Source organism: Stenotrophomonas sp. STEN020 (genome assembly GCF_056760195.1).
Genome location: NZ_JBRREI010000105.1, coordinates 1 through 5,007, shown reverse-complemented (window position 1 = coordinate 5,007; position 5,007 = coordinate 1). Strand labels below are relative to the sequence as shown.

Sequence of the window (5,007 nt, the reverse complement as noted above, 5' to 3'; positions counted from 1 at the left end):
CGCCCCCGCCGTGCCCCTCCCCCCCCCCCCCCCCCCCCGCCCCCCCCCCCCCCCCCCCCCTACGCGCCCTCCCTTTGGCCGCCGGCCATGGGGAGGGTTGGGGAGGGGTGGCTTTTTGCTGGGAAAGCCCCTGCCGAGCATGGCTCGGCACTACATGTGGCTTACCTGTAGCCTGCTGCCTGCAGCTCGAACAACTCCGCATAGCGACCACCTTCGATCATCAACTCTTCGTGGGTGCCGCTGGCTTCGATGCGGCCGTCGGCCAGCACCAGGATGCGGTCGGCCATGCGCACCGACGAGAAACGGTGCGAGATCAGCACCGCGGTGCGGTTGTCCGACAGCTCCTTGAAGCGCTGGAATACCTCGAACTCGGCACGCGCATCCAGCGCGGCGGTCGGTTCGTCGAGGATCATCACCTGCGCATCGCGCATATAGGCGCGGGCGATGGCGATCTTCTGCCACTGGCCACCGGACAGATCCACGCCAGTCTTGAAGCGGCGGCCGATCAGCTGGTCATAGCCAGCGGGCAGGGCGTCGATCACTTCATCGGCCAGCGCGCGCCGCGCCGCATTCTGGATGCGGTCCTTGTCGTACATCGATTCGACCAGACCGACACCGATGTTCTCGCCAGCGGACAAGTGATAACGCACGAAATCCTGGAAGATCACGCCCATGTTGGCGCGCAGGTCATCCAGGTCGTAATCGCGCAGGTCGCGGCCATCGAGCAGGATGCGGCCTTCGTCCGGGTCGTACAGGCGTGCCAGCAGCTTGACCAAGGTGGTCTTGCCGGCGCCGTTCTCGCCGACCAAGGCAATGACTTCACCCGCCTGCAGGTGGAAGCTGAGATTACGGACCGCCCAGCGTTCGGCATCGGGGTAACGGAAACCAACATTGTCGAACACGAAGCCTTCGCGGATCGGGCGCGGTATCGCCACTGCGTCCGGGCGCGAACGGATCTCTGGTTCGATGGCATAGAACGAGAACAGGTCATCCAGGTACAGCGCCTGCCCGGCGACCTGCGAGAAGCCGGTGAGCAGACCCTCCAGCAACTGGCGCAGGCGCAGGAAACTGCCGGACAGGAAAGTCAGGTCGCCGATGCTGAAGTCGCCGCGGATGGTGCGCCAGGCGATATAGCCATAGGCGGCGTAATAGCCGAGGGTGCCCAACGCGGCCAGCAGCGTGCCCCAGATTGCACGTTTGCGTGCCAACGCACGATTGGCCTTGTAGAAGCGTTCGGCCAGCAGCTTGTAGCGGTCAATCAGGAAACGGTTGAGGTTGAAAATCTTCACCTCCTTGGCCGTTTCCACGCTGGCGCCTACCTGACGCAGGTAGTCGAGCTGGCGGCGCTCGGGCGTCCAGCTGAAGTTGAGCGAATAGCCCAGCGTGTTGAAGTGCGACTCGCCGATGAAGGCCGGGATCAAGGCAATCGCCAGTAGCACGATCAACCACGGCGCGTAGACGATCAGGCCGGCGGCGAAGCTGATGACGGTGATGGTGTCCTGCACCTGGCCGAACAGCTGGCTCATCAGGCTCATGCGGCCCATGGTCTGGCGCCGGGCGCGATCCAGCTTGTCCTGCAGGTCGGGGTCTTCGAAGTCCTCCAGATCGAGTTCGGCCGCGTGCTCCATCAGCCGCACACTGGTGGCGTTGGTGAACAGCTCGGAGAGCAGCGAATCGGCGTAGTTGATAAGCCGGCCAAGCAGGTCCGAGCCGATCGCGATGGCCAGTTCCAGCAACAGCAGCTCAAGCAAGGTATTGAGGTGGCCGCTGGAGAACGCTTCTCCCAGTGGCGGCATCGGACCGGCGCCAGCAAGGCGCACCGCTTCATCGATGATCAGCTTGCCCACGTACAGCATCGCCACCGGCATCAGCGCGCGGATCAGGCGCAGGCCGAGGCTGCTGATGGTCAGCCAGCGGCTGGTCTGCCACACCTGCCGCAGGAACGGCGGCAGGTTGCGCATGGCGTCCACGCGCTCGCGGAAGCTGGGTTTCTTGGCGGGAGCAGGCTCGGGGTGGGGCATGGGTGACTCAAGCGGCGAAATGCGGGTTCAGGTTACCTGCAAATGCGTTGGCCCCGGTGCATCGCGCACTCAACCGTCCTTGCCCAGGTCGATATCTCCCATCTGCGCATCATCGCGGCCGTCGGGGTTGTCGCGAACTGCTTCGCCAGGCACGCCGAAGGAACGCTTGCCGCTGTCGACATGAAGGTGGCTGGTCACTTTACGCACGCCTTCAATGGCGGCGACAACGGCCTCCACCTGGTGCTTGACCTCGGTGCTGGGAACATCGCCGGACAAGGTCACCTGGCCATCTTTGACCTGGGCCAGCACCTGCGATGTCTGGGCCTGCTGGCCAAGGGTACGGACGACGTCATCGCCGATCAGGGTGTCGGAGCGTTCTGCGGCCATGGTTGTGTTCTCTTGATATGGGACTTCCACGATGGCCGATCAGGTGTGAGTTTGATGTTACCTGGGCTTCGCTCCCTCCCTTTGCCAAAGGCAAGGGGAGGGCCGGGGAGGGGTGCTTTGGCTTTGGCTTTGGCTTTGGTTCTGGCTCTTGCTTCTGCCTTTATGCCGTCATTCCCGCGAAGGCGGGAATCGCTCTTGCCGTTGACCTTGACTGCCGTCCTCGCCAATTGCCAAGGCAACCGCAGAGCAGGAGCGATTCCCGCCTTCGCGGGAATGAGGGCATAAGAGCGGAAAGCAAGAGCCCAAAGCCCAAAGCCCAAAGCCCAAAGCTCTTACATCAACTACGCGGCCCTTCCGGCGGCGGTGGCTCCGACGACTGCAGTGCCACCGGCAGATGCCAACCAAAATGCATCGCCATCATCCGCAAGCCAAAGCACAGTCCGGCACCAACCAACGCGCAAGGTAAAGGCGGCAACCCCAGCCAATAACCCACCGCAACTACCGTAGCACCAGCCAAGGCAGCAACCGCATACAACTCGGCCTGCAGCACCAGCGGCACCTGTGCCAGCAACACATCACGCGCAATGCCGCCGCCAATGCCGGTCAACATGCCCAGTGCCGCCGCCATTGGCGGATCAATGCCATAGGCCAATGCCTTCTGCGTGCCGGCCACGGCAAACAAGGCCAGCCCCATCGCATCGAACATCCGCACCGGATACTGCATGCGCTCGATCAACGGCGCCCAGAAGAAGGTGACGATGCCTGCTGCCAAGGTGATGGCCGGGTAGCGCCAGTCGCTGATCGCCGCAACCGGGGTAGCGCCGATCAACAGGTCGCGGGTGATGCCGCCGGCCAGTGCTGCCGCGAACGACAGCACCAGTACGCCAAAGATATCCAGCCGCCGACGCACCCCCATCGTCGCCCCGGACAGGGCGAAGACGAAGGTGCCGATGAGGTCGAGGATCAGTACGAGGGTTCCCATGCACCGTATTGTGCGGTGTGGGGCGGGCGTCGGCCATCAGTCCAGGTGGGAATGATGGCTTGCAGCAGGTCAATGACTCAGGGCAACGGCGGCAACAGGCCTGCACCCAGCCGGTTCCAGGCGTTGATCACCGCCACGGCCATGCTGAGATCGCTGATGCCCTTGTCATCGAAATGCGGCCTCAATGCGTCGAAAGCAGCCTGCGAGGGCGCGCCGTCCAGCAGCCGGGTCATGGCCTCGGCCCAGCCCAAGGCAGCGCGCTCGCGCTCATCGAAGAAGCGGCTCTCGTGCCACGCCGGCAGGGTGTCGAGCTTGCGCGGCTCGATGCCGGCCTTGCGCAGGGCGGTGGCATGCATGTCCATGCAGTAGCCGCAGCCGTTGATCTGCGATACGCGCAGGAACACCAGCTCCTGCAGTTCCTGTTCGATCGTGCTGTCATGCACGGCCTTGCTGGTGGCCAGCAGGCCTTTGAAGGCGTCGGCGGCCAGGCGGGTATAGGGCACGCGGGGAAAGGTAGTTGCGGACATCAGGTTTCTCCAGGCGGCCACCACGGCCGTCTTTCGTTACAAGGACGCGCCAGCGATGTCGGTCGTGACAAGCAGCGGCAACTTTTCCGGATTGAGCATGCTGTACAGGGCAGAGATGCGCCCATCCACCACTTCGATGGTGGTGAATGAAGCAAGTTTGCCCTCGGCAAAACGCAGGATCGCCGGCTCGCCGTTGACGTAGCCAAGCTGCGCGGGCAAGGCGGCGCCGCGGCGGGCAATCGCCCAGTACAGGCGGCCGATACGCTCGGCGCCCAGCAGCGGACGAATCGCTGCGGTGACAATGCCGCCGCCATCGGAGAGTTGCGTTGCATTGGCATGCAGCAGTGCCTGGATGGCCGGGCTGTCGCCGCGTTGCGCAGCTTCCATGAAGCGCTGCAGCAGCTGCCGATGCTGTGCCGGCGCTGGCTGGAAACGGGGAGCACCGGCTTGCAGGCGCTGTTTGGCCCGGCGCACCAGTTGCCGGCAGTTGGCCTCGCTATGGCCGAGCAGACTGCCGATCTGGCGGTAGTCGTGGTCGAAGGCTTCTTTCAACAGGAAAGCGGCGCGCTCGTCCGGACTTAGTTGCTCCAGCAGGGTCAGGAAGGCGAAGGAGATTTCATTGGCGACGGCGTGGATCTGCGCCGGGTCCGCTTCGGTGTCCGGTGTCAGTTCGACCTGCATGGGTTCCGGGAGCCAAGGGCCCACGTAGCGCTGGCGCTCGCGCTTGGCCGCACGCAGGCGGTCCAGGCTGAGCCGGGTGGTGGCTGTGACCAGCCAGGCCTCGGCATCGCGGATGTCGGCGGTGTCGCTGCCCGCCCAGCGCAGCCAGGCGTCCTGCAGAACGTCCTCGGCATCCGCGCGGCTGCCCAGCATGCGGTAGGCCAAGGCCAGCAGGCGCGGGCGGTGGGTCTGGAAGATGGTTTCGGGGTTCATACGGGCAGGACGACGCAGGGCGGGCTGGCGTGACAGCGCCACTTTGCCTGAACCCGGCCCGGCTGTTTTAGGAGCGGGGGGGGGGGGGGGGGCGCGCGGGGGGGGGGGGGAGCGGGGGGGGGGGGGGGGGGGGGGGGGGCCGGGCGCGCGCCCCCCC

The 5,007-nt window shown here is 65.1% G+C and carries 5 protein-coding genes; all 5 read right to left on the bottom strand.

The genetic code is table 11. The features are described 5' to 3' along the window. Positions 1 to 161: 161 nt before the first annotated feature. The 5 genes from ACVOLZ_RS22065 to ACVOLZ_RS22045 all read right to left on the bottom strand — a co-directional run bounded on the left by ACVOLZ_RS22065 (position 162) and on the right by ACVOLZ_RS22045 (position 4,850). Complete coding sequence (locus ACVOLZ_RS22065) at positions 162 to 2,021, bottom strand: ABC transporter ATP-binding protein (RefSeq protein WP_481518002.1); 1,860 nt, start codon at positions 2,019 to 2,021, stop codon at positions 162 to 164. A 69-nt stretch (positions 2,022 to 2,090) separates the two neighbouring features. Next, on the bottom strand, positions 2,091 to 2,408 hold the full coding sequence (locus tag ACVOLZ_RS22060) for a BON domain-containing protein (RefSeq protein ID WP_481518001.1): 318 nt from the start codon (positions 2,406 to 2,408) through the stop codon (positions 2,091 to 2,093). Between the two features lie 337 nt (positions 2,409 to 2,745). Further along, positions 2,746 to 3,390 (bottom strand): trimeric intracellular cation channel family protein, encoded by a 645-nt coding sequence (locus ACVOLZ_RS22055; RefSeq protein ID WP_481518000.1) that lies wholly within the window; start codon positions 3,388 to 3,390, stop codon positions 2,746 to 2,748. Positions 3,391 to 3,467: 77 nt separating this feature from the next. Beyond that, positions 3,468 to 3,917 (bottom strand): carboxymuconolactone decarboxylase family protein, encoded by a 450-nt coding sequence (locus tag ACVOLZ_RS22050; protein ID WP_481517999.1) that lies wholly within the window; start codon positions 3,915 to 3,917, stop codon positions 3,468 to 3,470. 36 nt (positions 3,918 to 3,953) lie between these two features. Beyond that, positions 3,954 to 4,850 (bottom strand): RNA polymerase sigma-70 factor, encoded by an 897-nt coding sequence (locus tag ACVOLZ_RS22045; RefSeq protein ID WP_481517998.1) that lies wholly within the window; start codon positions 4,848 to 4,850, stop codon positions 3,954 to 3,956. Positions 4,851 to 5,007: the final 157 nt, after the last annotated feature.

What these genes read in the sequence shown, in the direction of transcription:
- ACVOLZ_RS22065 (WP_481518002.1), bottom strand. Translation starts at nt 2,021, where the DNA reads ATGCCCCACCCCGAGCCTGCTCCCGCCAAGAAACCCAGCTTCCGCGAG.
- ACVOLZ_RS22060 (WP_481518001.1), bottom strand. Translation starts at nt 2,408, where the DNA reads ATGGCCGCAGAACGCTCCGACACCCTGATCGGCGATGACGTCGTCCGT.
- ACVOLZ_RS22055 (WP_481518000.1), bottom strand. Translation starts at nt 3,390, where the DNA reads ATGGGAACCCTCGTACTGATCCTCGACCTCATCGGCACCTTCGTCTTC.
- ACVOLZ_RS22050 (WP_481517999.1), bottom strand. Translation starts at nt 3,917, where the DNA reads ATGTCCGCAACTACCTTTCCCCGCGTGCCCTATACCCGCCTGGCCGCC.
- ACVOLZ_RS22045 (WP_481517998.1), bottom strand. Translation starts at nt 4,850, where the DNA reads ATGAACCCCGAAACCATCTTCCAGACCCACCGCCCGCGCCTGCTGGCC.